The organism is Burkholderia sp. 22313 (assembly GCF_052045245.1).
Classification (GTDB): Bacteria; Pseudomonadota; Gammaproteobacteria; order Burkholderiales; family Burkholderiaceae; genus Burkholderia.
Genome location: NZ_JBQEON010000010.1, coordinates 1 through 26,857, shown reverse-complemented (window position 1 = coordinate 26,857; position 26,857 = coordinate 1). Strand labels below are relative to the sequence as shown.

At 66.9% G+C, this 26,857-nt stretch carries 26 protein-coding genes and 1 pseudogene; 16 read left to right on the top strand and 11 right to left on the bottom strand.

The features are described from left to right. Nucleotides 1-41: 41 nt before the first annotated feature. The 5 genes from ACTJKF_RS10570 (at nt 42) to ACTJKF_RS10550 (ending at nt 6,046) form a co-directional block, all read left to right on the top strand. The gene (locus ACTJKF_RS10570) at nt 42-335 is read left to right on the top strand and encodes a hypothetical protein (RefSeq protein ID WP_440623486.1); all 294 of its coding nucleotides are present in this window, start codon (nt 42-44) and stop codon (nt 333-335) included. After that, nucleotides 332-1,381 (top strand): multidrug transporter subunit MdtN, encoded by a 1,050-nt coding sequence (gene mdtN / locus ACTJKF_RS10565; protein WP_440623485.1) that lies wholly within the window; start codon nt 332-334, stop codon nt 1,379-1,381. The genes ACTJKF_RS10570 and mdtN overlap by 4 nt, the downstream gene beginning before the upstream one ends. Then, nucleotides 1,362-3,449, top strand: a complete 2,088-nt coding sequence (locus ACTJKF_RS10560) for an FUSC family protein (RefSeq protein WP_440623484.1) — start codon at nt 1,362-1,364, stop codon at nt 3,447-3,449. Before mdtN ends, ACTJKF_RS10560 begins: the two co-directional genes overlap by 20 nt. Beyond that, nucleotides 3,436-4,983 (top strand): TolC family protein, encoded by a 1,548-nt coding sequence (locus tag ACTJKF_RS10555; RefSeq protein ID WP_440623483.1) that lies wholly within the window; start codon nt 3,436-3,438, stop codon nt 4,981-4,983. The genes ACTJKF_RS10560 and ACTJKF_RS10555 overlap by 14 nt, the downstream gene beginning before the upstream one ends. Nucleotides 4,984-5,338: 355 nt before the next feature. After that, on the top strand, nt 5,339-6,046 hold the full coding sequence (locus ACTJKF_RS10550; RefSeq protein ID WP_440623482.1) for an MgtC/SapB family protein: 708 nt from the start codon (nt 5,339-5,341) through the stop codon (nt 6,044-6,046). 43 nt (nt 6,047-6,089) lie between these two features. On the opposite strand, the gene ACTJKF_RS10545 is transcribed toward ACTJKF_RS10550, so the two are convergent. Continuing rightward, nucleotides 6,090-6,809 (bottom strand): autoinducer binding domain-containing protein, encoded by a 720-nt coding sequence (locus tag ACTJKF_RS10545; protein ID WP_440623481.1) that lies wholly within the window; start codon nt 6,807-6,809, stop codon nt 6,090-6,092. A gap of 73 nt (nt 6,810-6,882) precedes the next feature. On the opposite strand from ACTJKF_RS10545, the gene ACTJKF_RS10540 reads away from it, so the two are divergent. From ACTJKF_RS10540 to ACTJKF_RS10530, 3 genes are all read left to right on the top strand, one after another. Then, nucleotides 6,883-7,326, top strand: coding sequence for a DUF4902 domain-containing protein (locus ACTJKF_RS10540; RefSeq protein ID WP_440623480.1), 444 nt, complete (start codon nt 6,883-6,885; stop codon nt 7,324-7,326). Nucleotides 7,327-7,536: 210 nt separating this feature from the next. Beyond that, on the top strand, nt 7,537-8,145 hold the full coding sequence (locus tag ACTJKF_RS10535) for an acyl-homoserine-lactone synthase (RefSeq protein WP_440623479.1): 609 nt from the start codon (nt 7,537-7,539) through the stop codon (nt 8,143-8,145). A gap of 52 nt (nt 8,146-8,197) precedes the next feature. After that, nucleotides 8,198-8,959, top strand: coding sequence for a hypothetical protein (locus tag ACTJKF_RS10530; protein WP_440623478.1), 762 nt, complete (start codon nt 8,198-8,200; stop codon nt 8,957-8,959). Between the two features lie 374 nt (nt 8,960-9,333). On the opposite strand, the gene ACTJKF_RS10525 is transcribed toward ACTJKF_RS10530, so the two are convergent. After that, a complete protein-coding gene (locus ACTJKF_RS10525) occupies nt 9,334-10,002 on the bottom strand; it encodes a hypothetical protein (protein ID WP_440623477.1) in 669 nt (222 codons plus the stop codon). A 638-nt stretch (nt 10,003-10,640) separates the two neighbouring features. Next, nucleotides 10,641-11,291, bottom strand: coding sequence for a GTP cyclohydrolase II (gene ribA / locus ACTJKF_RS10520; RefSeq protein ID WP_440623476.1), 651 nt, complete (start codon nt 11,289-11,291; stop codon nt 10,641-10,643). A 176-nt stretch (nt 11,292-11,467) separates the two neighbouring features. On the opposite strand from ribA, the gene ACTJKF_RS10515 reads away from it, so the two are divergent. Continuing rightward, the gene (locus ACTJKF_RS10515; RefSeq protein WP_440623475.1) at nt 11,468-11,929 is read left to right on the top strand and encodes a CBS domain-containing protein; all 462 of its coding nucleotides are present in this window, start codon (nt 11,468-11,470) and stop codon (nt 11,927-11,929) included. Between the two features lie 150 nt (nt 11,930-12,079). On the opposite strand, the gene ACTJKF_RS10510 is transcribed toward ACTJKF_RS10515, so the two are convergent. Continuing rightward, entirely contained in the window at nt 12,080-12,409 is a 330-nt protein-coding gene (locus tag ACTJKF_RS10510; RefSeq protein ID WP_440623474.1) for a DUF4148 domain-containing protein, read from the bottom strand. A 514-nt stretch (nt 12,410-12,923) separates the two neighbouring features. Between ACTJKF_RS10510 and ACTJKF_RS10505 the strand changes: the two genes are divergently transcribed. After that, the gene (locus ACTJKF_RS10505) at nt 12,924-13,322 is read left to right on the top strand and encodes a GreA/GreB family elongation factor (RefSeq protein WP_440623473.1); all 399 of its coding nucleotides are present in this window, start codon (nt 12,924-12,926) and stop codon (nt 13,320-13,322) included. A 187-nt stretch (nt 13,323-13,509) separates the two neighbouring features. Here the strand turns inward: ACTJKF_RS10505 and ACTJKF_RS10500 are convergent, their stop codons facing one another. Further along, nucleotides 13,510-14,625 (bottom strand): porin, encoded by a 1,116-nt coding sequence (locus tag ACTJKF_RS10500; RefSeq protein ID WP_440623472.1) that lies wholly within the window; start codon nt 14,623-14,625, stop codon nt 13,510-13,512. A gap of 609 nt (nt 14,626-15,234) precedes the next feature. On the opposite strand from ACTJKF_RS10500, the gene ACTJKF_RS10495 reads away from it, so the two are divergent. After that, entirely contained in the window at nt 15,235-15,609 is a 375-nt protein-coding gene (locus ACTJKF_RS10495; protein ID WP_440623471.1) for a hypothetical protein, read from the top strand. Nucleotides 15,610-15,905: 296 nt separating this feature from the next. Here the strand turns inward: ACTJKF_RS10495 and ACTJKF_RS10490 are convergent. Both ACTJKF_RS10490 and ACTJKF_RS10485 read right to left on the bottom strand, forming a co-directional pair. After that, nucleotides 15,906-16,518 (bottom strand): annotated as a pseudogene (locus ACTJKF_RS10490) (cysteine hydrolase family protein). A 365-nt stretch (nt 16,519-16,883) separates the two neighbouring features. Next, nucleotides 16,884-17,057 (bottom strand): hypothetical protein, encoded by a 174-nt coding sequence (locus ACTJKF_RS10485; protein ID WP_440623470.1) that lies wholly within the window; start codon nt 17,055-17,057, stop codon nt 16,884-16,886. 53 nt (nt 17,058-17,110) lie between these two features. Between ACTJKF_RS10485 and ACTJKF_RS10480 the strand changes: the two genes are divergently transcribed. Then, entirely contained in the window at nt 17,111-17,323 is a 213-nt protein-coding gene (locus tag ACTJKF_RS10480; protein ID WP_440623469.1) for a hypothetical protein, read from the top strand. Continuing rightward, nucleotides 17,320-18,075: a glucose 1-dehydrogenase gene (locus ACTJKF_RS10475; RefSeq protein ID WP_440623468.1), complete on the top strand. Its 756-nt coding sequence runs from the start codon at nt 17,320-17,322 to the stop codon at nt 18,073-18,075. Before ACTJKF_RS10480 ends, ACTJKF_RS10475 begins: the two co-directional genes overlap by 4 nt. A gap of 445 nt (nt 18,076-18,520) precedes the next feature. On the opposite strand, the gene ACTJKF_RS10470 is transcribed toward ACTJKF_RS10475, so the two are convergent. After that, nucleotides 18,521-19,174 (bottom strand): TetR/AcrR family transcriptional regulator, encoded by a 654-nt coding sequence (locus ACTJKF_RS10470; protein ID WP_440623467.1) that lies wholly within the window; start codon nt 19,172-19,174, stop codon nt 18,521-18,523. A gap of 148 nt (nt 19,175-19,322) precedes the next feature. On the opposite strand from ACTJKF_RS10470, the gene ACTJKF_RS10465 reads away from it, so the two are divergent. Together ACTJKF_RS10465 and ACTJKF_RS10460 are read left to right on the top strand one after the other, a co-directional pair. Beyond that, nucleotides 19,323-20,615 (top strand): NAD(P)/FAD-dependent oxidoreductase, encoded by a 1,293-nt coding sequence (locus tag ACTJKF_RS10465; protein WP_440623466.1) that lies wholly within the window; start codon nt 19,323-19,325, stop codon nt 20,613-20,615. 44 nt (nt 20,616-20,659) lie between these two features. Beyond that, nucleotides 20,660-21,049: a DUF3331 domain-containing protein gene (locus ACTJKF_RS10460; RefSeq protein WP_440623465.1), complete on the top strand. Its 390-nt coding sequence runs from the start codon at nt 20,660-20,662 to the stop codon at nt 21,047-21,049. On the opposite strand, the gene ACTJKF_RS10455 is transcribed toward ACTJKF_RS10460, so the two are convergent. Next, nucleotides 21,046-22,374: a dicarboxylate/amino acid:cation symporter gene (locus ACTJKF_RS10455; RefSeq protein ID WP_440623464.1), complete on the bottom strand. Its 1,329-nt coding sequence runs from the start codon at nt 22,372-22,374 to the stop codon at nt 21,046-21,048. The two genes, ACTJKF_RS10460 and ACTJKF_RS10455, sit on opposite strands and share 4 nt — an antisense overlap. A gap of 236 nt (nt 22,375-22,610) precedes the next feature. Beyond that, the gene (gene ggt / locus ACTJKF_RS10450) at nt 22,611-24,362 is read right to left on the bottom strand and encodes a gamma-glutamyltransferase (protein ID WP_440623463.1); all 1,752 of its coding nucleotides are present in this window, start codon (nt 24,360-24,362) and stop codon (nt 22,611-22,613) included. Between the two features lie 368 nt (nt 24,363-24,730). On the opposite strand from ggt, the gene ACTJKF_RS10445 reads away from it, so the two are divergent. Then, nucleotides 24,731-25,609 carry a MurR/RpiR family transcriptional regulator gene (locus ACTJKF_RS10445; RefSeq protein WP_440623462.1) on the top strand — a complete coding sequence of 293 codons (879 nt, stop codon included), beginning with the start codon at nt 24,731-24,733 and terminating at the stop codon, nt 25,607-25,609. A gap of 27 nt (nt 25,610-25,636) precedes the next feature. On the opposite strand, the gene ACTJKF_RS10440 is transcribed toward ACTJKF_RS10445, so the two are convergent. After that, nucleotides 25,637-26,857 (bottom strand): ABC transporter ATP-binding protein (locus tag ACTJKF_RS10440; protein WP_440623461.1); only part of this gene is annotated, 1,221 nt, incomplete at its 5' end.

The following is a 26,857-nucleotide window of genomic DNA, read 5'->3' as shown; positions in this document are numbered from 1 at the left end:
CCGTGCCCGGCATCCACCTCCAACGTCGAGCTCGTCACACCATGAGAACAACAACGCCGCGCGCCCCCCTGCGCGTCGCCGCCGCCCTGGTGCCCGCCCTGCCGCTCGCGGGCTGCACGTCGCGCGGCGCACCGTCGTACGTGCTGTTCGGCGCATATTTCCCGCTCTGGCTCGTCAGTGCGATCGTCGGCATCGTCGGCGCGATCGTCGCGCACCGCGTATTCGTCGCGACCGGCTGGGCCGCCACCGTGCCTTACCAGCTCGCCGTGTGCACCGCGATCGGGCTCGTGGTCGCGGTGATCGTGTGGCTCACCGGCACGGGGCCGTTCGCATGAAGGCCGCCGGAATCGCCCGCCCCTCCACGAAAGGCCGCGTGATCGCGCTGGCGATCGTCGCGCTCGGCATCGCCGCGCTCGCGTATGCGTACCACCGCACGACGGCCTACCCGTCCACCGACGACGCGTCGATCGACGCCGATGTCGTGCACGTCGCGTCGCCCGTTGGCGGACGCATCGTGCAGCTTGCGGTGCACGAGAACCAGCGCGTCGCGAAAGGCGACCTGCTGTATGTCATCGATCCGGTGCCATACCGGCTGACCGTCGCGCAGGCGCAGGCCGATCTCGAACTCGCGCAAGCATCGCTTGCCACCCGCCGCCGCGCGCTGATCGGCGAGCATTCGAACGCGGCGGTCGCGGCCGAGCAGGTCAAGCGTGCGACGCAGAATCACGATTTGACGACGCGCGACGTGAACCGGCTCGCGCCGCTCGCCGCGCAGGGCTACGTCAGCGCGCAGCAGTTCGACCAGGCGAAGGTCCGGCAGCGCGACGCGGCCGTGTCGCTCGCGCAGGCGCAGGAACAGCAGCGCGCATCCGCGCAGACGATCGGCGACGACGCCGACGCGATCGCGACGCTTCATGCGCGCGAAGCCGCGCTCGCCCGCGCGCGGCACGCGCTCGACGATACGGTCGTGCGCGCGCCGTACGACGGGTTGGTGACGGGCCTGACCGTGCTCGCCGGCGAAACCCTCGCGCCGAACCAGTCGATCTTCACGCTGATCGATGCGAGCGAATGGTTCGCGGTCGGCAATTTCCGCGAGACGTCGCTGAACCGCATCGCGGTCGGCGACTGCGCGACCGTCTATTCGATGATCGACCGCAGCCGTCCGCTGACGGGCAAGGTCGTCGGCATCGGCGCCGGTATCTCGGACAGCGATCGCATCAACCTGCCGCGCGCATTGCCGATCGTGCAGCGCTCGGTGAACTGGGTGCATGTCGCGCAGCGCTTCCCGGTGCGCGTGAAGCTCGACGAACCCGACGGCAAGCTCGTGCGTGTCGGCGCGAGCGCGATCGTCGAGGTCCGGCATGGCGCAGCCTGCCGCTGAGGTCCGCGCGCCGGGCCCGCGCGAAGTCCTGCGGCTGCTCGCGCCGTTTCCGGGGCGCACGTCGATCGCCGTGCGGGTCGCACTGATCTGCGCGCTGACCGTGCTCGTGACGAGCGCGTACGGTACGCCCGAAGCCGCGCTGTCCGCCTACGTCGTGTTCTTCATGATCCGCGCCGACCGCGTGACGAGCGTCGTGCTCGCGGCCGCGCTGCTCTTGATCGTCACGATCGTGATCGGGCTCGTGCTCGGCATCGCCATCTTCAGCATCGACTATTCGATCCTGCGGGTCGCGTGCATGGCCGTGCTGTCGGTCGGGCTGTTGTACCTGACGTCGGCCAGCAAATTGCGCCCCGTGGGCGCGATCCTGGCGATGATCGTCGGCTTCGGGCTCGACCAGCTCGGCCTCGCCCCGTTCGGCGAAGCCGCGACACGCGCGCTGCTCTACATCTGGCTGACGATCGCGATTCCCGTGGGCGTCGCGATCGTCGTCAACCTGCTGATCGCGCCGTCGCCGCGCCGGCTCGCGTTCGCGCAGCTCGCGAGGCGGCTGCGGCTCGCCGCGCTGCGGCTGCGCGGCGACGACGACACGCGCGCCGCGTTCGACGCGAGCCTGCGCGAAGGCGACAAGCAGTTGCTGACCTGGCTCAAGCTGTCGACACTCGAAGGCTCGTCGAGCGCCGCCGACGTCGCGGCGCTGCGCCAGGCCATTGCGTCGAGCACGGCGCTGCTGGTTGGCGTCGCGCTGATCGATCGCGAACCGGACGCGCGGCTGCCCGCCGCGTTCGCCACCCCGATCGCGGCCACGCTCGACGAGATGGCGGCCCTGCTCGAGCGCGGCGGCTATCCGGTCGACGTGACGCTCGCGCTGCCACCGGCCGATGTGCTGCCGCGGCTCGCGCGCATCGCCGCGACGGATCTCCATGCGGCGATCACGCGCTTCGCGGAACCGGACGTGGCGGACGCGGCGGCCGATGCATCGGCACCGGCCGCACCCGCTGCCGTCCGCCCCGAACCCGCCGCATCGCCGGCACCGGCACCGCGCGGCGGCTTCTTCCTGCCGGATGCGCGCAGCAATCCCGACCATATCCGCTATGCGCTGAAGACGACCGCCGCGGCGATCTTCTGCTATCTGCTGTATTCGCAGCTCGACTGGTCGGGCATCCATACGTGCGTCGTCACCTGCTACATCGTGTCGCTCGGCTCGACGGCCGAAACGGTCGAGAAGCTCACGTTGCGGATCGCCGGCTGCATCGTCGGCGCGCTGCTCGGCACCGCGGCGCTCGTGTTCGTCGTGCCGGCGCTGTCGTCGGTCGGTCAGTTGATGGCGCTGGTGTTCGCCGGCGCGTGGATCTCCGCGTGGGTCGCGTTCGGCTCGCCGCGCATCGGCTACGCGGGCTTCCAGATCGCCTTCGCGTTTTTCCTGTGCGTGATCCAGGGCGCCGGCCCCGGCTTCGACCTGACGATCGCGCGCGATCGCACGATCGGCATCCTGCTCGGCAACCTCGCCGTGTATCTCGTCTTCACGCGCATCTGGCCGGTCAGCATCGGCAAGCAGATCGACGTCGCGCTCGCCGCGCTGCTCGACCAGTGGCGCCGTATCGCGCAGGTCGTGCCGCCGGCCGAACGCCGCACGCTCGCCGCCGAAGCCTTCGCGCGCCACGGTGCGATCGCGCAGGAGCTCGGCCTCGTCCACTACGAGCCGTCGTGGGTGCGGCCGGCCGCCACGTGGCTCGCCACCCGGCGGCGCGCGCTCGCGGAACTCGGCGCGCTCGAAGGCCCGCTGTTCCTGCTCGCCGAACGCGCGCCGGGCGATGCGGCGATCGATGCGCGGCTCGCGCGCGTGGTCGAACTGCGCGACGACGATCCGGCGGCCGGCGCCGCCGCGCCGATGCCGACCTCTACCGCAGCGGCACCCGCAGCCGCCGTGCCGGCTCCGCCGCCGGCCGCCGCGCCCGCCGACCCTGCGCGCGACGCACTGCTGAACCTGATCGACACGCGGCTCGCCCACATCGCCGATGCCGCGCGTCAAGCCACCCCGAAGGAGCCTGCCCCTCATGCGCGTCCCTGAACCGCCGGCGGCGCCGATCGCCGCCGCCGCGCTCGCGACCGCCCTCGCGCTGACCGGTTGCGCCACGTCGTCGATCGATCTGGCGCCGGCGGCCCCCGACCGTCCGTGGCAGCCGCAAACGTCGGCCGCGGGCGACATCGTGCCGGCGCCGCCGCTGGCGTCCGCGCAACGCGCGCCGCACGACTACACGCTGCCGGCCTCGCCCGCGCTCGCGTCGGTATCGCCGCCCGCCGCGCTCGACGCCACGCATCCGTACACGCTGCCCGAGCTGATCGATCTCGCCGAATCGACGAATCCGCTGACCCGCATCGCATGGAACGACGCACGCAACGCGGCGCTCGCGGTCGGCATCGCGAAGGCCGCGTACCTGCCGAGCCTGTCCGCGACGGCGATGGGCGCCTACCAGGCGAACCACGGCTCGACGTCGACGATCCTCGGCGACGCGTCGAGCAACACCACGGCGCACGGCACGATCTCGGCGCTGTCGCTGCAATGGCTGCTGTTCGATTTCGGCGGCCGGGCGGCGCGCGTCGAGGCGGCCGAACAGGCGTCGATCGCGTCGAACGTCGCATTCACCGCCGTGCATCAGCAAGTGATCCACGACGTGAGCGTCGCGTACTACCGGTACGAAGCCGCCCGCTCGCGCGCGGCCAGCGCGCAGCAGGGCCTCGCGAACGCGGACGCGATCCTCGCGGCGTCCCGCGCGCGGCTCAGGCAAGGCGTCGGCACCGTCGTCGAACTCGCGCAGGCGACGCAGAACCGCGCGCAGGCGAATCTCGCGCTCGTGCAGGCGAACGGCACGGAAAGCGACAGCTACCTCGCGCTGGTTTCCGCGCTCGGCATTTCGCCGCTGTCGAAGCCGTCGATCGCCGCGCTGCCGTTGCGGCCACTGCCGCCGGCCCTCGCGTCGTCGGTCGATGCAATCGTGGCGGACGCGATCGCGCGCCGCCCCGACCTGCAAGGCGCGTATGCGCTCGAACAGGCCAATCGCGCGAAGATCAAGGCCGCGGAAGCGGCGTTCATGCCGAAGGTCTTCCTGTCCGCATCGACGTCGTACGCGAGCGGCGGCACGTCCATCTCCGCGCTGCCCGCGATCGGCGACCAGGCGCCGACCGTCAACCTGAACGGCAGCCGCTACGGCGGCGGCGTGTTCCTCGGCGTGACGATTCCGCTGTACGACGGCGGCCTGCGCTCGGCGGTGCTGATGCAGGCCCGCAACGATGCGCAAAGCGCGTCCGCGCGGCTCACGCGGACCAAGGAGGAAGCCGTCCGCCAGGTTGTCGCCGCGCAGAACGCGGTGCAGACGAGCCTCGCGTCGCACGATGCGGCCAGCGCGCTCGTCGATGCCGCGCAGACGAGCTACGACGCGGCGCTGACGGCCTACCGCAACGGCGTCGGCTCGGTCACCGATGCGACGATCGCGCAAAGCCAGCTGCTCGCCGCGCGCAATGCGGAAGTCGACAGCTACGCCGGGGCCTTGTCGGCAGCCGCCGCACTCGCGCTCGCCACGGGCACGATCGGCGCATCGCAGTAGCCGTCGCAGCGACCGCCGCAACACTCGCCGCGGCAACGCGCCGGCCGTTCGCGGCCGGCCGCCAAACCGGTTGACGCGTGCGCGGGCGGCCCACTAGAATGCCGCCCATTCTTCCTTCAGGAACCATCGTGGACAGTTGCAGCACTCCGTTGCGTGCGCCGCTTGCCGCCTGAACGCCTGTCCGCCGCAGTGCTCCTGCCGCGGCTCGCGTTCCGCGAGCCCGCACGCCATCCGTTTCACACTGAATGACGCATTCGCGCGGTACAGTACCGCGCGCTGACGGCCATCGTGCCGCGTTCGGCTTCGCGCCGCCGCGACGCGGGTCGGCATGCGCTCCTTGCACGGCAGGACAACCATGACTCTCGATTTCGCACTCCGTCTTTTCACGGCGTTCGCCTGCGGCGTCGCGATCGGCCTCGAACGCCAGATGCGGCAACGCACGGCGGGCCTGCGCACGATCACGCTCGTCGCGAGCGGCGCGTGCCTGTTCGTCACGCTCGGCGTGCTGACCGGCAACGGCGTGGCCGGCGTCACGCAGATCGCCGCGTACGTCGTGTCGGGCGTCGGCTTTCTCGGCGGCGGCGTGATCATGCGCGACAAGGGTTCGATCCAGGGCATCAACACCGCCGCGACGCTGTGGTGCTCGGCCGCCGTCGGCGTGCTGGCCGGCTCCGGCCACTTCGTGCCGGCACTGGCCGGCACGGGTGTCGTGCTGCTCACCAACACGGTGCTGCGCGGCGTCAGCCAGGCGATCAACGCGACCCCCGTGTCGAACGCCGACCTCGTGCGCGAATACCAGATCACCGTGATCTGCCTGACCTCCGACGAGGTACACATCCGCACGCTGCTGTCGAATTCGATGTACGCGAAGCCGCTGTCGTTCCAGAGCCTCACGAGCGAGGACGTGCCCGAGCAGCCCGACCGGCTGAAGGTGACCGCGACGCTGAAGCTGCATCCGAAGGATCAGCAGAAGCTCGAGCAGATCGCGAGCCGGATGAGCATGGAGAAGAGCATTTCCAGCGTGAGCTGGACCGCGAAGGAAGCGGAACCGATGATGGAATGAGCGGCGGCCGGCACGACGGGTTCGCCCCGCCGCCGGCGCGCCGTCAGGGCGTATCGATGAGTCCGGCCGACATCGCCTTGACCACCGCCTGGACCTTGTTGGTCGCGGCGAGCTTCTCGAGGATGTTGTTCACGTGGAAGTTGACCGTGCGCTCCGAGATGCTGAGGATCTGGCCGATCTCGCACGCGGTCTTGCCTTCGGCCGTCCAGCACAGCACCTCGCGCTCGCGGGCGGTCAGCGTGACGCTCGATTCGGGCGACAGCTTCGGCACCATGAAGCGGCTCATCAGCGAATGCGACAGGTTCGCGAGCCAGTTGGTCTGCAGCGTCAGCATGTTGATCTCGGCCGGCGTGAGCCGGTCCGCATGACGCGCGATGCTCAACAGCCCGAATGCGCCGCGCGCGGCCCAGCTCGACTGCGCGACGCCGACCGACAGCCCGAAGTCGCGCGCGTCCTGCCACAACGGGCACGGATCGATCCGGTCGACGTCCGGCCAGACGATCATGTTGGTGCTCTGCGCGCCGTCGCGAACCGTCGAGTCGATCTCGATGTAGTTCTGCGCCTGGTAGTGCGCCATCCAGCCGTCCGGATAGGTATTGAAGATCGCGACGGCCGGCTTCGACACGGGCAGCGGCACGCGAATGCCGTAACAGCAATATTCGAAGCCGAGGCGTTTAGAATAAGCGGCGATCCGCTGGAAGAGCTGCTGCTCGTCTTCCGCGGCGCTGAATTGTTGGTAGGCATCCTGCCAGCGCAGTTCCATCTTTTCTCCGACAACGTCACGCTGTCATACCTGTCAGGTGCCAGCGCCGGTTCGGGGCTGATACATTCCGCGCATGACTTCACCTTTGTTGCACCCGGTCCGCGGCCCGTCTCCGGACGGCTACGTGCGCCTGTCCGAAAGCGCACTGGCCGCGCTCGTGCTCGACCATGTCGCCAGCGGCCTCGATGCATCGCTGCGCGCGGAACTGCGCGACAGCGCCATCGACGCGCGCCTGGCCGGCTACACCGAATGGCACCGCCCGGCCGGCGCCGGCGTCGCATACCTGACGGTCGGCTGGGACTGGTATCTCGAACGCGCGACGGGCACGTTCGTGATTGCGGGCGGCGACGTCCGCAGCAACATCATGGCCGTCGACGCCACCGGCGCCGATCTCGGCATGTTCCGCACCGCCGCCGCGCTCGCCGCGCGGCTTGCCTGCATCGACTGGGCCGCCGCGGTCGCGTCGGCACTGCTCGGCTGCAACGACGCCTATGATGCCGGTCCGACGCTCCAGTGACAACTGGCCGCGCTTTCCCCTGACATTTCCGCATGACTGGCGCTCTTTATAAGCAAAAGCCGCCCGCATTTCAATCCCGTCGATCAAGAAACCGTTACCACTGGTCGAATCGTCTCGGCGCACCGTTCACCCTGTAAGAGTTACCAGTTACCGCCTCCTCGGGACGCGCGCTGTAATGCGTGCATACCAAAGTACCGATCCGAGGACACCATGCGGACCTTCGTTCACGATGAAGGGCGATTGCCACACGAACTTGCAGCGGATCTCGGGCGCTATCGGCGCCGCGTGTTCGTCGAACAGCTCGGTTGGGCGCTGCCGTCGGCGAACGAAGGTTTCGAGCGCGACCAGTTCGATCGCGACGATACCGTCTACGTGTTCGCGAGAAACGCCGGCGGCGACGTGTGCGGATGTGCGCGCCTGTTGCCGACCACCCGCCCGTATCTGCTGAAGTCGCTGTTCGCCGACCTGATCGCCGAAGACGTCGCGCTGCCGCAATCGGCGGCCGTCTGGGAGCTGTCGCGGTTCGCGGCGACCGGCGACGAAGGTGGACCGGGCAACGCCGAGTGGGCCGTCCGCCCGATGCTCGCCGCGGTCGTCGAATGCGCGGCGCAGCTGGGCGCGCGACAGCTGATCGGCGTGACGTTCGCGAGCATGGAGCGGCTGTTCCGCCGGATCGGCGTGCACGCGCACCGGGCAGGCCCACCGAAACAGGTGGACGGCCGTCTGGTAGTCGCGTGCTGGATCGACATCGATCCGCAAACGTTTGCTTCACTGGGAATCGAGCCGGGACGGGCCGCCCGGCAAGCCATCGCCGCCTGAGCCGGAACGCGCGTAGTCCGGCCGGGCAGCCTCGTAACGAAGGAGAAATACTGTGGACCAGTCTCAGGTCTTGCGCGCGATGATGCCCGGGTTGACGGGTGCCGGCGGCGCCCGCATCGCGGTCGCGTACCCGTCGTTTCCGCGGCCGCTGCCGCTCGTACGGCTCGATCGCAGCGGGCTCGTGTTCCGTGCGGCCGGCGCTGCGCCGCTCGTGTGCGGGCTGCCGCGGGCGGCGACGCTGCTGGTTGCGGACGAGCCGATCTGCTCGCTGCGGCTCGTGATCCGCGACGTCGCCGCTGTCGGCGGCGGCCGGCACGATCTGACGATGCAGCCGTCCGGCGCCGCCGGCGACGAACTGCTGTGGCACGCGCTGCGCGAGCGCGAACCGTACCGGCAGATCCGGCAGCCGCTCGCGCCCGTCGATGCGACCGTCGCACCGGACGGCGAGCGGCAGGCGACCGGCGACACCGCGCAGCGTCCGTCGCGCAGCGCGGCGTTCCGTCTGCGCTGCCACAGCGATGCGCTGTTTTTCGCCGACTGGCTCGAATATCACTTCGATGAACTGCGCGCGCTATCGCAGCGGCACGGGCCGCAACTGCAGCTCAACCAGTTGCAGCGGCAGGTGTCCGACGACGAGGTCGGTGTCCGCTTCGTCTACGACATCGACGGGCACGCGACGCGGCACGCACTGACCGACTGCGCGCGCGAGGCCTGTGCGTGGATCGAGACCGAGATGAGAAACAAGTACGCGGTGCCGGTCGCGCAGGAGCGGTTCGGTGCGTTTGCCGCGCATGCGCGGGCCGGTGGCATGTAAAGGAGCCAGCGGCCTCGCGGATACATGGATACGCGGCAGCCGCCAACGCAACAACGGTTCCGACGCAAGATACCGCCGCGCGACGGCCGTACGGCGAACTGGCCTGCCCTCGCCAACCGCGCTGGTTGACGCTGCGTTGCACAATTACAACTAGGGCTTGCCATTCCTCGGGTTTTCCCTTAAAGTTGCATCTGTCTCCTCCATGTCTCCAAACATGGATTCAGCCCGCTCCAGTAGCGGGCTTTTTCTTGCCCGCGATAATTTATCGGGGACACATCGAAGACCCTACCTTATCCGCCCGCGGCGTGCGGATTCGCCGGCCCCGGCCAGAAGGGCCCGGCAACCGGCCGGCGCAGGTCAGGCTTATGCATCGCTCAGCCCGCCGCGACGCCACGCTTCCGGTTGACGTGGCGTATCAGCCACCACACCCCCAAAAACACCACGCCCATCAGCAGCGTCGTGTACCAGAACGTCTGCCGGTCGAGCCACCACATCGCACCGATCAACGCGACGCAATAGACGATGCCGACAACGTTGGACCGACGCTCTTCGTTGCGCGTCAGGTCGAACATCGACCGTTTAACGTTCGTCAGCGGCACAAGCAGCGCCAGCGTAAACAACGACATCGCACCGAGCATCCTTACCGCCCGCATCGTCTCGGCGTCACCGAACGACCAGGGCAAGAGCCCGACGCACAAGCCTGCCGTCGCCCCTGTGACGATCGCGCCGGTACACAGGCCGGCGTTCGCGATCGGCACCAGAATCCGCCTGACGATGCGCGACGCATGCATCCGTTCAGCGGTCTTCGCGTACGAGGCATTGGCCACGCCGAGACCGATGAAACCCGTCAGTGTCAGCAACATGAACGAACGGTACGAAAGCGGTTCCGTCATCACGCTCGCCATGTCGACGAGCGTCAGGTGCAGCTTCGCCATCCCGCCGGCGAACCAGCCGGTGATCACGCCATAGAGGGCGAATACCCAGAAGTTTTCGAGGAGCGTGGCGACGGCAATGGGATTGGCGCGCGTGGTTGAAGTGGTCATGATTGTCTTATGGTGTCGGCGCCCCGCAACCCGTTCGGCCGGGGCGCTGCAATACTAATACGATTGCCCTTCGTCGGCTGCATGCATGGATGCCGGCACCGATGCGCGACGCCCGAAGACCTGACCACGTTCCATCTGCCCGAGCGCCCGGCATGGGAAACCGCATGCGCACGCGCAACCGCGCACGGCTTCGCGCGCGTGACGTCGTTCAATCCGTAGCGGGATGCGTCCGGACAGACGCTCGAAGACGCCGACGGTTACTGGATCGTGCTGCAGAACGCCGAATGGCGTTGACGGGCAGGCATGCCCCGGCCGTTACGCCCGGACGTCGCCATCGCGGAACCCGCGTCGCAACGCCAGACGTTCGGTTTCGATCTTCAAAGGCGGGGGCGAACGGGATCAGGACAGGCCGGGGATTCAGGAAGCGAGAGGTTGCACGTATGCAATCGACGTCACGTGACGCGCCGAATGCGAGGTGGCGGGTAAAGCAATTGCAATCGTCGCGTTTGCCGGCAACGCGTGCCGACGATCGAAAGAACAAAACGGCAGGAAATGAATGCGGCGGGACGTTGCGTCCCGCCCGGCGTTCGCCGAATGCGCGCGCGACGCCCGCTCGGGCGCCCGCGCGTCGGACACGACTATTCGTTCTCTTCGAAGTAATGCCCGAACTTCGCCTGCTTGGTCCGGATATAACGCTCGTTTTCCTCGCGCACCGGCACCGCAAGCGCCACGCGTTCGCACACGGGAATGCCGTGCTTCGCGAGCGTGTCGAACTTCTTCGGGTTGTTGCTCATCAGCCGGACCGACGTCACGCCGAGGATCCGCAGGATCGCGGCGGCCGAGTCGTATTCGCGCGCGTCGTCGGGCAGGCCGAGGTCGAGGTTCGCCTCGACGGTATCGCGCCCCTGCTCCTGCAACGCGTATGCGCGGATCTTGTTGCTCAGGCCGATGCCGCGCCCTTCATGGCCGCGCAGATACAGCAGCACGCCGCGGCCTTCGGCCGCGATGTAGCGCAGCGCGAGATCGAGCTGCTCGCCGCAATCGCAGCGGTAGGAACCGAACACGTCACCGGTCAGGCATTCGGAATGCAGCCGCGTCAGCACGGACTGCTCGCCGGCGACGTCACCCATTACGAGCGCGAGATGTTCGGCATCGCTGCCGGATACGCGGAAGGCGTACGACGTGAACGTACCGTAGCGCGTGGGCAGCGACGCGGTAGCGACGAGCGCCACGCACTCGTCGACCTGGCCATTGCCCGATGCGGGCGATTGGGGACGCGAAGACATCATGAATTCAGTCGAAACGATCAGGAATGTAGGAGTTGTGTGGATGGTGCGTGACCGGAGTTTACCGCTAATCTGGAAACGTCACGCGACTGCCGCCGCCGGCCCGGATATACTGGGCCCATCGGGTGCCGCGCATCACGCCCTGCCTTCCCTGCATCGCCTGTACACGGAGAAAGCAAATGAGCACGACTGTCGCGCAGATTCTCAAAGCCAAGCCGGATTCCGGCCGCACCATCTACACCGTCACGAAAGCCGATTTCGTCTATGACGCCATCAAGCTGATGGCGGAAAAGGGCATCGGCGCATTGCTGGTCCTGGACGGCGACGACATCGCCGGCATCGTCACCGAGCGCGATTACGCGCGCAAGGTCGTGCTGCAGGATCGTTCGTCGAAGGCCACCCGCGTCGAGGAAATCATGACGGCCAAGGTGCGCTACGTCGAGCCGTCGCAATCCACCGACGAGTGCATGGCGTTGATGACCGAGCACCGAATGCGCCACCTGCCCGTCCTCGACGGCGGCAAGCTGATCGGCCTCATCTCGATCGGCGACCTCGTGAAGAGCGTGATTGCCGACCAGCAATTCACGATCAGCCAGCTCGAACACTACATCCATGGCACCCCGGCGGTCACGTCCGCCTGACCCATCCAGCAAAAAAGGCCCAAACGCGTGAGCGTCTGGGCGGTAAAGCCGCCGGAATGCGGCGACGGAGGTTCTGCTCTGCTGACGCGCACGCGTGCAGATGGCGCGCGTCCCGTCAGTCACATAGGTTGTTCGGGCAGACCCAGTTGTTCAGTTGCCGAAGTAGACCGAATTCACGGGATTCGGGGCTTCGCGCGTCATGCGGCGGCCCGACTGGCCTGCGGCCGTCGCCACCGCACCATAGCCGCTCGTATCGGCATGGGCGAGCATCGGCTGGCTCGGCTGGCTCCGTTGTTCCGCGGCCTGGATGTTCTGCGGGTATTGCGCGTCGCTCGCGAGCGGCTTGTAGCCATTCTGTTCCAGTTGCACGAGATCGGCCCGGACTTGGTCGCGGGTCAAGCCCTGCTCGGACTGGGCAAACGATGCGATCGGTGCGGCAAGGACGGTTGCGGCAATCGCGGCGTAGATGATCGACTTCATGATGGACCTCCGAAATATGTTCTCTTTTGACGTCGCTTCCGGCAGGACTGTCTGAAGCGATGAGATCAAGTGTAGTTCTCGCCAAACCAAGGGGAAACCCTTGGTTTTAACATACAGCGTTGCATTTTTGGAAAATATCGGCCGTGATGGCCGGGCGAGATTGCTATCACTTGAATCATTTCGACAACAATACCTGACAAAAGGCCGACAGCCGAATCGCCAGTTCGGAAAGTTGTGTTGTAGAATCGTAAGGTTATATTTACCCGTCGGTACCGCATCCACCATGTACGCGCCCAAACTCCTTTCGGTTTCGCCGTCCGGCCCGGACGGCGTGCGCGCGTGCACCGGCCATCCGGCGCACCTCTACGTTCGACGCACGGCCCACGCACCGCTCGCCCCTGCCCGGCGCCTGATCTGACGGCTCGGTCTCCTCCCGGAGCCAGGTCAGACAGGCTCCGGGCGATCCTCATAGGCACGCCACGCCTGCCCCATGCCGATCATTTGGAGAACCATCATGAAACAACGCCTTTACCAGTTGACCGAACTCGACGTCGCCCGCCTCGAAAAGCACGCCGAGAACAACCCGCGCTTCCAGACGATGCTCGACATGCTGCTCGAGCGCGCCGACATCGTGCAGCCCGACGCCATCAAGGCCAACGTCGTCACGATGAACTCGCAGATCACCCTGCTCGATGAAGCGTCCCAGGAGCAGGCCACCTGGACAATTGTTTATCCGGATGCCGCCAATCTCGAACTCGGCCGCCTGAACGTGTTCTCGCCGGTCGGCATGGCCCTGCTCGGTACGCAGCGCGGCCAGCTGGTGAAGGTGCTGCAGCCGAGCGGCGCCGAAAAGCTGATGAAGGTCGCGGCAATCGTGTTCCAGCCGGAAGCGAACGGCGAATACACGCGCTGATGCCGCTGCTGGCGGGCAGCGCGCCACTGACGCACACAGCGAAAAAGCGAGGCTCAGGCCTCGCTTTTTTGTGTCCGGACGACAGGCACCTGCATCGCCGCCCTCGTCGCCGCATCCCGCGCGCGAAAAAAAGGCGCCCGAAGGCGCCTTTTTCGATGCTGCGTAGCTGGTTACCCAGCCGTCACGCTTAGAAGCGGTGACGCAGACCAACCGTTGCTGCGGTTTGGTTGATCGACGAGCTCGGCAGCGTGCTGTTGTCGCCGTTGTAGATCGATGCGCCAATGCCGTTCTTCGCTGCACGCTGGTACACAGCTTGTGCGTAGACGTCCGTGCGCTTCGACAGCGAGTAGTCAGCTTGCAGGCCGAACTGGTTCCAGTGCGTGCTGCCGTTATTGATCTTCGCGTTCGTGTACGTGTAAGCAGCGCCCAGGCCGAGAGCCGGCGTCAGGTTGTACTTTGCGTTGACTTCGTAGTTGTCGGTGCGCAGCGTGCCCAGACCGACTGCATTGTTGTCGAGACGCGCTTGCGTCCATGCAGCGCCGACTTGTGCCGGGCCGAATGCATAACCAGCAGCAGCACCGTACGTGCGGACGCGGCCTTGAGCAGCGATGCCACCGATCGCCGACGACGTCGCGCCGTTTGCGTTCGTACCGTCACCCAGGTTCGCTTGCGAGTATGCTGCACCCAGCTTCAGGCCTTGGAACTGGTAAGAAGCACCTGCGCTGTACGCACGGTTGTTGCCGAAGTTCGTGTTGTTCGAGAACGAGTACGTGCCGCCGAATTGCAGGCCAGCGTAGTTCGCGCTCGTGAACTTGACCGTGTTGTTCGATGCGACATCGCCGGTCGTGCTCAGACGATCAAGGTTCAGCGGGTGCGCGAAGTACGTGCCGCCCCACGAGCCCGTTGCCGTCAGCGGCGCCAGGTAGTCTTGCGTTGCGTCGTATTGCTTACCCAGCGTGACCGTGCCGTACTGGCTCGACAGACCAACGAACGCTTGACGGTTGAACATGCCGTTGCTGCCGTTCGCGAACTTGCCGTTGCCGATGTTGAAACCGCTTTCCAACGTGAAGATTGCCTTCAGGCCGCCACCGAGGTCTTCCGAACCACGCAGACCGAAGCGGCTCTGGTCAATGCCCGAACCCATCGACCACAGCGACTTGCCAGCCTGGCCCAGAGCCGGCTGAACGTTGCTTTGGTAGGTGATGCCTGCGTCCAGCACGCCGTACAGCGTGACGCTGCTTTGCGCGTGAGCGACGGTAGCGAACGATGCTGCAGCTGCTGCAACGATCAGAGTCTTGTTCATTCGTGGAGCTCCCTTCTAAAAAGAGGCAGGTCTCGCGACCTTGTTCATAAACGGTCTGCAACCGCCCGGGAGCGCCATCTGTCCTTCTGGCCGCGCCCGGATAGTTGCCCGTTTGGGAACCGTGAGTTTAGGGGTGTACCCTAGGCGCGCGATCTGCAAATAAAGAAATAAGCTTTTCCAGAACTAGAAATAATGAAAGTGGGGACGATTTATAAGTATTTGTTTTAACGTATTTTTTTGACTTCTTGACGACCGCTTTTTGGAGGCTTTCATCCCACCATTCTTTCATGTCATCGACTTGACGGTTGCATAGAAACAACAAGCGGAATCGATGGAACATCGTCGAAACGGTAATTTTTACCCGAATTCATCTCAAATACTGGGTTCCCGAGCCTGAAAACGCGGCAATCGAATGGTAAACACTGAGCACGCGGCTGTAATCGGCCCGTTCGCCGATGGCGACCGCCGCGACGGGAGCCTGGCGCCCGCCCAGGCAGCCTGCCGGGTCCACCGTGACATGCGGTAACAGCCGTGACGGCCGGCGTAACCCGGCCACGTGACCGGCAGGCTAATGTAAGGCAGACCCGATTACATATATGAGGACTTGCCGTGAATCGACGCTCGTTGTTGCGCGCCATAGGCCTGACCGCCGCCCTCGTCGGCTCCGGCGGCTGGTTGCGCACCGCCTCGGCCCAGCCCGCACCGCCCGGATATCCGCCGTCCGGGCCGAACCACGGGCCCGCCAGGCCACCTTATTCCAGTCGCCCGGGCTTCGCGCCGCCGGCACCGCGGCGCGATCGCCGGCCGCCGCCGCCGAGGCCGCACGGCTATGTCTGGACCGACGGCTACTGGCGCTGGCAGCGCGGCCACTATATATGGGTGCCCGGCCGCTGGCTCGCGCGGCGCCCGGGGCATCGCTGGGTGCCCGGCTACTGGCGACGCCAGGGGCAAGTGTGGATCTACGTCGACGGCGGCTGGCGATAGCATCCGCACGCGCCGGCCCCCGTGACCGGCGCGCAGCAATATAGCGGGCGGGCGCACGCTTGCAGCGCCAGGCGTCACGAACAGGTGACGTCGCGTCTCGACAAGGCACGCACCGGCAGCACCGCAAAGCATTCGGATCACGAAATCATCCGATGCCGCGATGGCAAGCACACGCGGCCGACCGCCGCCATGCGACCACACGAGGCACCGTGACAACCGGCGGCGCGTACGCGCCCGAAGCGTCGGGTACGCCGCGCCTGTCCGGTTGACCGCGCCGGGCGCGGGCCGTGCGGGCGTCAGGCGACGCCGAGCGCGAGCACCTGCCCGGTCGTCAGCACGTCGCCGAACGTGTCCGACAACGCGGCCAGCGTCGCGCGATGGAGATCGCGGTGAGGCACCGTGCCGCCGCCCGCGACGTCGAGATCGAGGTCACGCGTCGCGCACGCGTCGTCGACGACGATCACCGCATAACCAAGCGGCACCGCATCGCGCGCCGCCCCCGCGACGCACGCATGCGTCATCAGCCCGGTGACGATCAGCGTATCGATACCAGCCGCCTTCAGGCACGCGTCGATGTCCGTCGTCGGAAACACGCTCACCGACGTCTTCGTCACGATCGCGTGATGCGGCGCCGGCTGCAGGTCCGCATGAAAGCGGAAGCTGTCGCTGCCGTCGGCGAAGAGCGGGCCATCGGCCGCGCCGACGTGCTGGATATGGAACACCGGAATGCCCGCGCGATCGGCAAACGCGATCACGCGTTGCGCATTGCCCAGTGCACGCGGCTCGTCCGGAATCGCAGGCGGCCGCTGAAATATTCGTTCTGGAAATCGATCACCAGCAGCGCGGTGCGAGCGGCGTCGATCGATGCCGGCGCGCGCCGGCCAGGGTCCGGATGGTCGGATGTTGCATGGGTCGCGCTCTACTCCAGATTGGCACATCGGACGGGATGGCGGCCCGGCAACGCCGGTGCCACCGCATGCGGCCCCGGGCCGGCATCCACCGCCAGCGGGCCTGTCATGACCGCGAGGCGCCAGTGTCGGGCCGCGCGGCCCCGCGCGACAGCAGCGCGCTGGACAACGTCCGACGGGATCGGGCCAACCTTCGCACAACCGCTTGCGGCAGCGCATCCGCGTGCGCTCCGACCCGCTTGTGTTACGCACGCGCCATCGTCACGCAGCCAGACCGAAAACCCCGGACGCCAGCCATCGGCCCGGCCGACTCCCGGCCAGCCACCCCGACCAAACGCCGGCCGGCCCGAATGGCGCCCCGCCATTTCACGCTCGGCGGTTCGCCTCGACATTGCCGGCGCGCGAGCACGCACGGTGCGCCTTCATGAACACGCTCGCGACCAGCCGGAACGACGCCGCGAACAGTGCTGCTAGTCCGTTTGGACGGCACGCCACGCGTGCTTTGTTGCCATCATGGCCGTCATTCAGCGCGCGCCGCATGCCCGCATCGAACCGCGCGGCGCACACTCGCGCGCCCTCGCGACGGAGACACCATGCACGACCGTGCCCTCGGCCCCATCGGCCGGATCGGCCATCGGGTCGCCGATCTCGACCACGGCATCTCGCGCTGGCGAGCCCGCCACGATGCAGGCCTGCGGACCATATTCCGAACCGTACGGCTCGACGGCCGCTACCTCGGCGAAGCGGTGACGCTCACGAGCGGACCCGCACGCGCGCCCCTTCACTCACAGGAGCAAACACGATGAAACGACTCGAAGGCAAGGTGGCACTGATCACGGGCGGCGCCCGCGGCCAGGGCGAGGCGGAGGCACGCCGGTTCGTCGCCGAAGGCGCACGCGTGGTGATCGCCGACGTGCTGGACGACGCGGGCCGGCGCGTCGCGGCCGAACTTGGCGACGCCGCACGCTACCAGCATCTCGACGTGACGAATGAAGACGACTGGCACACCGCCGTCCGCGCGACGCTCGCGCAATTCGGCCGGCTGGACATCCTCGTGAACAACGCGGCGATCCTGAAGCTCGTGCCGATCGAGTCCTGTTCGCTCGACGACTATCGCAAGGTGATCGACGTGAACCAGGTCGGCTGCTGGCTCGGCATGAAATCGGCGCTGGCGGCGCTGAAGGATGCGGGCGGCGGCTCGATCGTCAACGTGTCGTCGACAGCCGGGATGGAAGGCGTGGCCGGCGGCAGCGCGTATGTGTCGAGCAAGTTCGCGGTGCGCGGGATGACCAAGGCCGCCGCGCTCGAGTTCGGCCGCTACGGGATTCGCGTGAACTCGGTCCACCCGGGCGGCATCGACACCGTGATGGCGCGCCCGCCGGAATACGCCGATTTCGATCCGGCATCGATCTACAGCGGACTGCCGATCGCGCGCATCGGCAAACCCGAAGAAGTCGCCAGCCTCGTGCTGTTCCTCGCGTCCGACGAATCCGCGTATTGCACGGGTTCGGAATTCGTCGTCGACGGCGGGATGCTCGCGGGCAGCACGTTCCATTAATCCGCGTCCCGGCCGATACACGCCCGCCCGGCGGGCGTATTCGTTTGCAGCCGGGTGAAGTGAAAGTCAGGTCGAGCAAGTCACGCCCATTCATTGCCGCTCAAGCATCCGGCAACGACCATGCCGCCGATGGTTCTCCCGCGCGGCGGGTCGATGCCGAACCGGCCCGTCGCGCGGCTCCACGGACGACTGTTCCGACGGCGCGAGCAAACCCGGTGCCTGTTGCGCCGTGCCCGCCGGCCATCCGCCCGCGAGCGCCTTGTACAGCGCAACGGTCGACGCCGCACCGCGCATCCGCCCGTCGGCCGCCGATCACCGCGATCGCCGTGCCCGTGATCGCCAGCCTTCCTGATGTTGACGGTTGGAAACAATCACGGCCCGGGCACGGCACTGTGGCCGGTCGATCGCGCGTGCGCGCAAGCCGGCTTCGCGCCGCGTGCTGCGCTCAGACGTGCAGGATGTTCAGCGCGACGTCGAGCACGGCCTGCCGGAACGCGTCCTGCCGCGTGGGCAGCGACGTGAACTCCCGCATCATGTGGCTGTACGACACCGTCGTGCCGACGGCGCTCGCGATCATGAAGAACAGCACGTTCGGATCGACCGCACGGATCACGCCGGCCTCGACCGCGTCCGCCAGCAGCGGAAACATCGCATCGTGATACGGGCGCACGATCCGCGCTTGCAGCCGGTCGAGCCGCCCGCCCTCCTCGGTCGCCGCCGTCGAGAAGAACATGCCGATGTCCGGCTCCGCGAATTCGTGATCGACGCACAGCTCGATCGCGCGCCGCACGCGCTCGCGCGGCGGCAATGCCGACGTGCGCAGCGCGCGCAGTGCGTCGAACATCGGCTCGGCGAGATCGGCGATCTGCTCGACGACGGCCAGCCACACGGTTTCCTTCGTGCCGAAATGATGGGCGATCAGCGCCGCGTCGATGCCCAGCTCGCGCGCGATTTCGCGCACGCTCGTCGCATCGTAGCCGCGCTTCGCGAACGTGCGGCGCGCGGCCCGCAATATCACGTCCGGACCGACGGACGCCTCCGCCAGCGGCCGCCCGCGCGTACGCCGCTTCGATGGCGCGCGCTCAGTGACTTCAGCCACGTTTTCCTGCTCCCGTTGAATGATTCGAAGGCCCGTGCTCGGGCCCCGGTTTCGTGTCGCCGAAACCGGACTGCCTGCCCCGCTCCGTTGACACGCGAAATCGGGAGGCGCTAGGATCATAGCTTATTCATCACTCGATGATTTATCCATGACAACCCCTACTCGCATCGTCATCGTCGGCGGCGGCATCGCCGGATTGCAGCTCGCGACCCGCCTCGGCGAACGTCTCGGCCGCACCGGGCGAGCCCAGGTCACCGTCGTCGACCGCAGCCCGACCCATGTCTGGAAGCCGATGTTGCATACGATCGCGGCCGGCACGCGCGACGTCCAGCAACAGCAGGTGATTTTCCTCGCCCATGCACGCGATCACGGCTACACGTATCAACCCGGCGAACTGAAGGGGCTCGATCGCGCACGGCGTCGCGTGCAGCTCGGCGAAATCCGCTCGCAGGACGGCGAACGCGAGATCGACGCACGCGAACTCGAATACGACGTGCTGATCCTCGCGCTCGGCAGCCAGGCCAACGATTTCGGCGTGCCGGGCGTGCGCGAGCACTGCTACTTCATCGACAGCCAGCAACAAGCCGAAACCTTCAACGAAGCGCTGCGGATGCGCGTGTTCCGCAGCATCGCGCGCGACGAGCCGTTTCGCGTCGCGATCGTCGGCGCGGGCGCGACCGGCGTGGAGCTGGCGGCGGAACTGAGCCGGCTGCTGGAAGTGGCACAGGCGTATGGCGATGCGACGGTGCGCGAGCGGCTGCGGCTCACGCTGCTCGAAAGCGGCCCGCGCATCCTCGCCGCGTTTCCGCCGCGCATTTCCGCATCGGCGCAGCGGCGGCTCGAACAGATCGGCTTTCATGTGCTGACGTCGACGCGCGTGACGGCGGCCGATCCGAACGGTTTCCACTATGGCGACGGTTCGTTTGCCGAGGCGGATCTGATGGTGTGGGCGGCCGGGGTGAAGGCGCCCGATTTCATGCAGGCGCTGGGCGGGCTCGCGACGAACCGCGCCAACCAGATCGTGGTCGGGGCCACCTTGCAGGCCACGGCCGACGCGCATGTATTCGCGATCGGCGATTGCGCGAGCCTGCAGCCCGACGGCCATGAGCGGCCGCTGCCGCCCACCGCGCAGGTCGCGACCCAGCAGGCCGAGCATCTCGCGAAGCATCTGCCCGCATGGCTCGACGGCAAGCCGCTGCCGCCATTCGCGTTCCACGATTTCGGCGCGCTCGTGTCGATCAGCGACTACGACGCATTCGGCACGCTCGGGCAGTTCGGATTCTTCCGCGGCGGCTTCATCCGGGGCCGGTTCGCGCAGTTCAGCCACCTGATGCTGTACCGGCGCCACCAGCAGGCACTGCACGGGTTCTCCAAGGCGACGCTGTTGTGGATCGCCGAACGGATCAACGGCTGCGTGCAGCCGCGCATCCGCCTGTCGTGATGCCGCGTGTCGCGGCAGCGCGTAACGTTTCGAGGAAAGCAACCATGAGCAACAGTGCAGCAGCCTGGCTCAGGACCGTCGCCGCGATCGGCAGCTTCGACATGCCGTCGGTCTCATGGGGCGCGCCGCGACGGCGCACCATCACGCGCGATCGCTTGCCGGCGTGGGACCCGGCGAGCCGGCCGACGATCAGCGTGCTCGAGCGGCCCACGCCCGACACCGTGATGATTTCGTGGTGCGACGCGTGCACCGGCCACTACGGCTACCAGAAGTGGCGGCTGTTCACGACGCGCAAGCGCGGCGTCTGCGCGCTGTCGGGGCGGCCGATCGCTGCCGGCGACAGCGTCTATGCGCCGCAACTGCTCGGCTCGACGCCGGGCAACGCCGCCGCGATGGTGCTGGCGGCGTGCATCGACGACGCGTGCGCCGCTTAGGCCGAGGTCGCCCGACCGGCGCCATAGGCCGGATCGCCCTTCTGCCGCTCCAGTTCCGCATCGAGATGCGCGGCATGCGCGTCCGCTTCGGACTCCGACATCAATTCGCCTTCCCACTTCGCGACCACCGCGCTGGCGATCGAGTTGCCCACCGCATTGGTGGCCGAGCGCCCCATGTCGAGGAACGTGTCGACGCCGAGAATCAGCAGCAGCCCCGCTTCCGGGATATCGAACTGGTGCAGCGTCGCCGCGATCACGACGAGCGACGCGCGCGGCACGCCGGCCATCCCCTTCGACGTCAGCATCAGGACCAGCAGCATCGTGACCTGCGTACCGAGCGACAGGTGGATGTTGTACGCCTGTGCGATGAACAGCGACGCGAACGTGCAGTACATCATCGAGCCGTCGAGGTTGAACGAATAGCCCATCGGCATCACGAAGCTCGAGATCTTGCGCCGCACGCCGAACCGGTCGAGTGCGTCGAGGATCTTCGGGTACGCGGCTTCGGAGCTCGCGGTCGCGAACGACAGCATGAACGCTTCCCGGATCAGCACGATCAGCTTGAACACGCGACGGCCGAGGAACAGCAGGCCGGCCAGCACCAGCACGCTCCACAGCAGGAACAGGCTCATGTAGAAGTCGCCCATGAACACCGCGAACTTCAGCAGGATCGACAGCCCGTTGATCGCGACCGTCGATGCCATCGCCGCCAGCACGGCGAGCGGCGCGAGCTTCATCACGTAGCCGGTGATCTTGAGCATCACGTGCGCGAGCTGGTCGATGGCAGCAACCAGGATCTTGCCGCGCTCGCCGAGCGCCGACAGCGCGACGCCGAAGAACATCGAGAACACGACGATCTGCAGGATCTCGTTGTTTGCCATCGCCTCGGCGAACGACTTCGGCACCATGTGGCCGACGAAGTCCTTCAGCGTGAACTTGGACGTCGCAAGATGCGCGGACGCGCCGATGTCCGGCAACGGCAGGCCGAGGTTTTCGCCGGGACGCAGCAGGTTCGCCATCAGCAAGCCGAGCAGCAGCGAGATCAGCGACGCGGTGATGAACCAGCCGAGCGCCTTCACGAACACGCGCCCCACCGACGACGCGTCGCCCATGTGCGCGATGCCGACGACGAGCGTCGAGAACACCAGCGGCCCGATCACCATCTTGATCAGGCGCAGGAACACGTCGGACACGAGCGAGATGTAGCCGGCGATCTCGGTGGTCGACTGCTTGTCGGGAAACTGCGTGTAGATCAGGTAGCCGATCAGGATGCCGGCCGCCATCGCGAGCAGGATCCAGACTGCCGCGGACATTCGTTTGTTCATGATGGAACTCGACGCACGGTACAGAAATGGAAAAGACAACCCGCGCACCGGTGCCGTGCCAGGGTGCGCGTTGCGGGCCGGTCGGACCCGGCATGCCGGGTACCTGCCACGCTCGATACGGAGGAAGTCCGCGAACGGACGCGCTGTCGCGGCACCGGCGTTCGCGCGATGGCGAACGCCGGTTGCAGCCGTTCAGCGTGATGCGATCGAAGCCAGTCCGATCAGGTCGGATCGGGTCAGTACCCGATCGCCGAACCGGCCGGGCGACGCGGATCGTTGACGCCGTAGATATAGCCTTCGCGCACGTTGCCGGACACCGACGAGTCGTTGCCGGAACTCTTGTGGCTGACCGCCTCGGTGCCGGGCAGGCCGACCATGATCAGCTCGGCGGCGCCCCACGGCGTCTCCTCGACCATCTTGTAGCCCATCTTGCGCAGGATCGCGAGCGTGTCGGGCGACAGGCCGCGGGTCTCGTAATAGACCTCGTCCGGCAGCCACTGGTGATGGACACGCGGCGCATCGACCGCATCCTGCGGCGTCATCCCGTAGTCGATCACGTTCAGCACGGTCTGCAGCGTGATGGTGATGATGCGCGAACCGCCCGGCGAGCCGACCACCATGAACACCTTGCCGTCCTTCTTCACGATCGTCGGCGCCATCGACGACAGCGGACGCTTGCCCGGTGCGATCGAGTTGCGCGTGCCCTGCACGAGACCGAACAGGTTCTGCGCGCCGACCTTCACGGTGAAGTCGTCCATCTCGTCGTTCAGGAAGAAGCCCGTGCCCGGCGCGATCACCACGGCGCCGAAGCGGCCGTTCACCGTGTAGGTGGTCGACACCGCGTTGCCGTCGTGGTCGATGATCGAGTAGTGGGTCGTTTCCGGCTTCTCGTGCACGCCGACACCCGGCTGCACGTCGACCGATGCCGTCGCCGTGTCGCCGTTGATCTGCTTGCGGATCTCGGCCGCATACTGCTTGCTCGTCAGCTTCGCGACCGGATTGTCGATGAAGTTCGGGTCGCCCAGCAGCGTGTTGCGGTCTTCGTACGCGTGGCGCATCGCCTCGGTCATGTAGTGGACCACCGACGCCGACTGGTAGCCGAACTTGCGCAGGTCATACCCTTCGAGCACGTTCAGCGTCTCGCACATCGTCACGCCGCCCGAACTCGGCGGCGGTGCCGACACGAACTCGTAGCCGCGATACGTGCAGGTCAGCGGCGCGATGTCCTGCGCGCGATACGACGCGAAATCCGCCGCCGTGATCAGCCCGCCGCCGCGCTTCGCGGCCGCTTCGACAATCTTCGGAATCTCGCCGTGATAGAACGCGTCGGGGCCCTGCTCCGCGATGCGCTCGAGCGTGCGCGCCAGGTCCTTCTGCACCAGGCGGTCGCCCGGCTGCAGCGGCGTGCCGTCCGGGCGCAGGAAGATGCGCGCGGCGTCCGGGTCCTTCTTGAAACGGTCGATCGTGGTGTCGAGGATGTCCGTATCGCCGCGCGTCAGCACGAAGCCGTCGCGCGCGAGCCGGATCGCCGGCTCCATGACCTGCTTGCGCGTCAGCTTGCCGTACTTGCGCTGCGCGAGATCCAGGCCCGCGACCGTGCCCGGCACGCCGACCGCGCGATAGCCGTACAGGCTGTCGTCCGGAATGACGTTGCCCTTCGCATCGAGATACATGTTCGCCGATGCCGCGGCCGGCGCCGTCTCGCGGAAGTTGATGAAGCGGTCGCGGCCGTCGGCCAGGTGCAGCGTCATGAAGCCGCCGCCGCCGATGTTGCCGCAGCACGGATTGGTGACGGCCTGCGCATAGCCGACCGCCACCGCGGCGTCCACCGCGTTGCCGCCTGCCTTCAGGATGTCGACGCCGATCTGCGACGCGAAGTGCTGCGACGACACGACCATGCCGTTCTTCGCTTCCACCGCGGGTTCCGAAGCGGCGAGCGCGCATGCGCTCATGGCCGACAACAGGGTGATTACTACGAGCCGCCTCATGACGGAGTCCTCCAGACGAATAACCGGGCCCATGCCGGGAGGCGCCCCCCTGCCGCAAGGGCTGGGCGACGCTGTTGATCCGGCATGTAATGAATAATACATTTCAACAAGGCCGCGATCATAGCACCGGCGTTTTCATCGAAAAACCTAGGGTTATCACTGAATTATTGCGCGTGACAGCGGATATCAAGCGGAGTGACATGTTTGTTTCATTACATTGACAGCTGGCCGATGTGTGGCGTGATATGTCCCTCCAATCTGCAGTCGCCCGCGGTCCGCAGCCCCGTCGATCGGCTAACATGCGGGGAGTTGCCGGCAGACGCATGTCTGCCGTTTGTCATTCAGCCAAGAGCCAGCCGGAGTGCCCGATGGGGACAAGCATCAGGGCGTTGCTGCTATCCCAGATGGATAGCTTCACGCCGTCGGAACAGAAGGTCGCGCATGCGCTGCTGGATCGCTATCCGAGCCTGGGGCTCGGCCCGATCGCGAGCTTCGCGAAGCAAGCGGAAGTCAGCGACCCGACCGTGTTTCGCTTCGTCGTCAGGATCGGCTTTCCGAACTACTCGTCGTTCCAGCAAGCGCTGCACGACGAGATCGATACCGCGATGAATTCGCCGCTCGCGCGGATGGACGCGTTCCACTCGGAATCGGGGATGCGCGACAGCCACGCGGCGATCTTCCAGCGGCTCTCGCAATCGCTCGCCACCACGATCGAGGGGCTGGACGCGGCGGCATTCGACGCAGCGGTGACGCTGCTGGCCGACCCGGAGATCCGCGTGTTCTGCGGCGGCGGGCGTTATACCGCGCCGCTCGCTTCGCTGTTTTCGTTCACGCTCGCGTATGCGCGCCCGCATGTGCAGTACGTCGAGCCGAACGTGAACCTCGCGTCGGTCACGCTGACGGACATGGGGCCTGCCGACGTGCTGGTGATTTTCGATTTCCGCCGCTATCAGAAGGACAGCATCCGGTTCGCACAGGCCGCGCACCGGCTCGGCGCGCGCGTGCTGCTGATCACCGACGAATGGCGCTCGCCGATCAGCGCGTTCGCCGAGATCGTGCTGCGGATACAGGGACGCCCGTTCGCGATGCTGCAGACCAACGTGCCCGCGCTCGCGCTGGCCGAAGCGCTGGTGATCGGCGTGACGAACCGGCTCCCCGAGCTCGCGCGCCAGCGGATGGAGAAGATCGAGCAGCTCAGTACCGGCGGGACCGGGCAGGATGCGAACCAGTGGGATTTGCCCGAATGATGGCGGGACGTCATCCGGGCGCGGGTATCAACTCTCGACATCCTCGAGACTGAACACTTCCGTCTTGTCGTTGTACGAAAACACTTCGCCGTAACGCCCCCAGTCGATCACCGCATCGAGCGTTTCCTCGGCCGCTTCATCCGACAGGAAATCCTCCAGCTCCTGCTCGAAGCGCACGCGCGGCGCACGATGCCCGGGTCGTTCGTTCAGCACCTTCCGGATCCGGGCCGCCAGCGGCACGTGCTTCAGCAGATGATCGGCGAACATCAGCTTGCGCTCCTGCGTGCCGAATTCGGCGAACACGCGCCCCGGCGGCGTCAGGAACACGTCCCCTTCCCGCACGTCCGCAAACCCGAGGTACTGCAGCACTTCGGCGATCGGGAACAGGTCGTCCACTTCCAGATGCAGCGTGCGCGCGATTTCCGGCATGTCCGCGCGGCCGTGATACGGCGCCATCGCGAGCGTCTCGATCAGGCCGGCCATCAGGTTGGTCGACACTTGCGGCAGCCAGCTGCCGAGCTCCAGCCCCTTCTTCGTCGCCTCGCCGGTCTGGCGCGCCGTCATCTTCGCGTAGATGTCGTCGACCAGCTTGCGGAACGCGGGGTCGAGCCGGTTGCGCGGATGCTTGAACGGCACCTTGATCTCGGCGATCACGCGGCCCGGGTTCGACGACAGCACCAGAATGCGATCGCACATGAACACCGCTTCCTCGATGTTGTGCGTGACGATCAGCACCGACTTGATCGGCATCCGGCCTTGCGTCCACAGGTCGAGCAGGTCGGTACGCAGCGTCTCGGCCGTCAGCACGTCGAGTGCCGAGAACGGCTCGTCCATCAGCAGGATCGTCGGGTCGACGACGAGCGCGCGCGCGAAGCCCACGCGCTGGCGCATCCCGCCCGACAACTCGCGCGGATACGCGTTCTCGAAGCCGTCGAGACCGATCAGGTCGATCGCGGCGAGCGCGCGTTCGCGCCGCTCGCGCGCGCCGACGCCGAGCGCCTCCAGCCCGGCTTCCACGTTCTGCAACACGGTCAGCCACGGGAACAGCGCAAACGTCTGGAACACCATCGCGACGCCTTCGGCCGGGCCGTCCAGCGGCTTGCCGAGATAGGTCACCTCACCGCCGGTCGGCTCGATCAGGCCGGCGATGATCCGCAGCAGCGTGGACTTGCCCGAGCCGGAACGGCCGAGCAGCCCGACGATCTCGCCTTCGCGCAGCGACAGGTTCGCATCGTCGAGCACGAGCAG

What these genes read in the sequence shown, in the direction of transcription:
- ACTJKF_RS10570 (WP_440623486.1), top strand. Translation starts at nt 42, where the DNA reads ATGAGAACAACAACGCCGCGCGCCCCCCTGCGCGTCGCCGCCGCCCTG.
- mdtN (WP_440623485.1), top strand. Translation starts at nt 332, where the DNA reads ATGAAGGCCGCCGGAATCGCCCGCCCCTCCACGAAAGGCCGCGTGATC.
- ACTJKF_RS10560 (WP_440623484.1), top strand. Translation starts at nt 1,362, where the DNA reads ATGGCGCAGCCTGCCGCTGAGGTCCGCGCGCCGGGCCCGCGCGAAGTC.
- ACTJKF_RS10555 (WP_440623483.1), top strand. Translation starts at nt 3,436, where the DNA reads ATGCGCGTCCCTGAACCGCCGGCGGCGCCGATCGCCGCCGCCGCGCTC.
- ACTJKF_RS10550 (WP_440623482.1), top strand. Translation starts at nt 5,339, where the DNA reads ATGACTCTCGATTTCGCACTCCGTCTTTTCACGGCGTTCGCCTGCGGC.
- ACTJKF_RS10545 (WP_440623481.1), bottom strand. Translation starts at nt 6,809, where the DNA reads ATGGAACTGCGCTGGCAGGATGCCTACCAACAATTCAGCGCCGCGGAA.
- ACTJKF_RS10540 (WP_440623480.1), top strand. Translation starts at nt 6,883, where the DNA reads ATGACTTCACCTTTGTTGCACCCGGTCCGCGGCCCGTCTCCGGACGGC.
- ACTJKF_RS10535 (WP_440623479.1), top strand. Translation starts at nt 7,537, where the DNA reads ATGCGGACCTTCGTTCACGATGAAGGGCGATTGCCACACGAACTTGCA.
- ACTJKF_RS10525 (WP_440623477.1), bottom strand. Translation starts at nt 10,002, where the DNA reads ATGACCACTTCAACCACGCGCGCCAATCCCATTGCCGTCGCCACGCTC.
- ribA (WP_440623476.1), bottom strand. Translation starts at nt 11,291, where the DNA reads ATGATGTCTTCGCGTCCCCAATCGCCCGCATCGGGCAATGGCCAGGTC.
- ACTJKF_RS10515 (WP_440623475.1), top strand. Translation starts at nt 11,468, where the DNA reads ATGAGCACGACTGTCGCGCAGATTCTCAAAGCCAAGCCGGATTCCGGC.
- ACTJKF_RS10510 (WP_440623474.1), bottom strand. Translation starts at nt 12,409, where the DNA reads ATGAAGTCGATCATCTACGCCGCGATTGCCGCAACCGTCCTTGCCGCA.
- ACTJKF_RS10505 (WP_440623473.1), top strand. Translation starts at nt 12,924, where the DNA reads ATGAAACAACGCCTTTACCAGTTGACCGAACTCGACGTCGCCCGCCTC.
- ACTJKF_RS10500 (WP_440623472.1), bottom strand. Translation starts at nt 14,625, where the DNA reads ATGAACAAGACTCTGATCGTTGCAGCAGCTGCAGCATCGTTCGCTACC.
- ACTJKF_RS10485 (WP_440623470.1), bottom strand. Translation starts at nt 17,057, where the DNA reads ATGCGGCGCGCGCTGAATGACGGCCATGATGGCAACAAAGCACGCGTG.
- ACTJKF_RS10480 (WP_440623469.1), top strand. Translation starts at nt 17,111, where the DNA reads ATGCACGACCGTGCCCTCGGCCCCATCGGCCGGATCGGCCATCGGGTC.
- ACTJKF_RS10475 (WP_440623468.1), top strand. Translation starts at nt 17,320, where the DNA reads ATGAAACGACTCGAAGGCAAGGTGGCACTGATCACGGGCGGCGCCCGC.
- ACTJKF_RS10465 (WP_440623466.1), top strand. Translation starts at nt 19,323, where the DNA reads ATGACAACCCCTACTCGCATCGTCATCGTCGGCGGCGGCATCGCCGGA.
- ACTJKF_RS10460 (WP_440623465.1), top strand. Translation starts at nt 20,660, where the DNA reads ATGAGCAACAGTGCAGCAGCCTGGCTCAGGACCGTCGCCGCGATCGGC.
- ACTJKF_RS10455 (WP_440623464.1), bottom strand. Translation starts at nt 22,374, where the DNA reads ATGAACAAACGAATGTCCGCGGCAGTCTGGATCCTGCTCGCGATGGCG.
- ggt (WP_440623463.1), bottom strand. Translation starts at nt 24,362, where the DNA reads ATGAGGCGGCTCGTAGTAATCACCCTGTTGTCGGCCATGAGCGCATGC.
- ACTJKF_RS10445 (WP_440623462.1), top strand. Translation starts at nt 24,731, where the DNA reads ATGGGGACAAGCATCAGGGCGTTGCTGCTATCCCAGATGGATAGCTTC.